The 2269-nt window shown below is 49.8% G+C and carries 1 rRNA gene (running past one end of the window); it reads right to left on the bottom strand.

The features are described from left to right. Positions 1-49: 49 nt before the first annotated feature. A 23S ribosomal RNA gene (locus ACESR9_RS10100) occupies positions 50-2269 on the bottom strand; it runs 780 nt beyond the window's last position.

Here is a 2269-nt window from a genome sequence, read left to right as displayed (position 1 = left end):
ATCTATATTCTAACAAGTTAAACTTACGTTGTCAATATCTTCTGACTCTTTGGATAAGTCCTCGAGCTATTAGTATTAGTCCGCTCCATTGCTCACACAACTTCCACTCCTAACCTATCTACCTGATCTTCTCTCAGGGCTCTTACTGATATAAAATCATGGGAAATCTCATCTTGAGGTGGGTTTCACACTTAGATGCTTTCAGCGTTTATCCCTTCCCTACATAGCTACCCAGCGATGCCTCTGGCGAGACAACTGGTACACCAGCGGTAAGTCCACTCTGGTCCTCTCGTACTAGGAGCAGATCCTCTCAAATTTCCTACGCCCGCGACGGATAGGGACCGAACTGTCTCACGACGTTCTGAACCCAGCTCGCGTGCCGCTTTAATGGGCGAACAGCCCAACCCTTGGGACCGACTACAGCCCCAGGATGCGACGAGCCGACATCGAGGTGCCAAACCTCCCCGTCGATGTGAACTCTTGGGGGAGATAAGCCTGTTATCCCCAGGGTAGCTTTTATCCGTTGAGCGATGGCCCTTCCATACGGAACCACCGGATCACTAAGCCCGACTTTCGTCCCTGCTCGAGTTGTAGCTCTCGCAGTCAAGCTCCCTTATACCTTTACACTCTGCGAATGATTTCCAACCATTCTGAGGGAACCTTTGGGCGCCTCCGTTACCTTTTAGGAGGCGACCGCCCCAGTCAAACTGCCCGTCAGACACTGTCTCCGTAGATGATGAACCTACCGGGTTAGAGTGGCCATAACACAAGGGTAGTATCCCAACAACGCCTCCATCGAAACTGGCGTCCCGATCTCAATGGCTCCTACCTATCCTGTACATGTGGCACAGACACTCAATATCAAACTGCAGTAAAGCTCCATGGGGTCTTTCCGTCCTGTCGCGGGTAACCTGCATCTTCACAGGTACTAAAATTTCACCGAGTCTCTCGTTGAGACAGTGCCCAAATCATTACGCCTTTCGTGCGGGTCGGAACTTACCCGACAAGGAATTTCGCTACCTTAGGACCGTTATAGTTACGGCCGCCGTTTACTGGGGCTTCAATTCATACCTTCGCGTTACCGCTAAGCACTCCTCTTAACCTTCCAGCACCGGGCAGGCGTCACCCCCTATACATCATCTTACGATTTAGCAGAGAGCTGTGTTTTTGATAAACAGTTGCTTGGGCCTATTCACTGCGGCTGACTTTAAGCCAGCACCCCTTCTCCCGAAGTTACGGGGTCATTTTGCCGAGTTCCTTAACGAGAGTTCTCTCGCTCACCTGAGGCTACTCGCCTCGACTACCTGTGTCGGTTTGCGGTACGGGTAGAGTATGATTAACGCTAGAAGCTTTTCTTGGCAGTGTGACGTCACTAACTTCGCTACTAAACTTCGCTCCCCATCACAGCTCAATGTTATAGAATTAAGCATTTAACTCAATTCACACCTCACTGCTTAGACGTGCACTTCCAGTCGCACGCTTTAGTTAGCCTACTGCGTCCCTCCTTCACTACATACTCTAGTACAGGAATATCAACCTGTTGTCCATCGGATACACCTTTCGGTCTCTCCTTAGGTCCCGACTAACCCAGGGCGGACGAGCCTTCCCCTGGAAACCTTAGTCTTACGGTGGACAGGATTCTCACCTGTCTTTCGCTACTCATACCGGCATTCTCACTTCTATGCGTTCCAGCGCTCCTCACGGTACACCTTCTCCACACATAGAACGCTCTCCTACCATACCTATAAAGGTATCCACAGCTTCGGTAAATTGTTTTAGCCCCGGTACATTTTCGGCGCAGGGTCACTCGACTAGTGAGCTATTACGCACTCTTTGAATGAATAGCTGCTTCTAAGCTAACATCCTAGTTGTCTGTGCAACCCCACATCCTTTTCCACTTAACAATTATTTTGGGACCTTAGCTGGTGGTCTGGGCTGTTTCCCTTTCGACTACGGATCTTAGCACTCGCAGTCTGACTGCCGACCATAATTCATTGGCATTCGGAGTTTATCTGAGATTGGTAATCCGGGATGGACCCCTCACCCAAACAGTGCTCTACCTCCAAGAATCTTAATGTCGACGCTAGCCCTAAAGCTATTTCGGAGAGAACCAGCTATCTCCAAGTTCGTTTGGAATTTCTCCGCTACCCACAAGTCATCCAAGCACTTTTCAACGTGCCCTGGTTCGGTCCTCCAGTGAGTTTTACCTCACCTTCAACCTGCTCATGGGTAGGTCACATGGTTTCGGGTCTACGACATAATACTAACT

The organism is Streptococcus parasanguinis (assembly GCF_964238605.1).
In the GTDB taxonomy this organism is placed as follows: Bacteria; Bacillota; Bacilli; order Lactobacillales; family Streptococcaceae; genus Streptococcus; species Streptococcus parasanguinis_AJ.
This window is presented reverse-complemented; position numbering and strand designations above follow the sequence as displayed.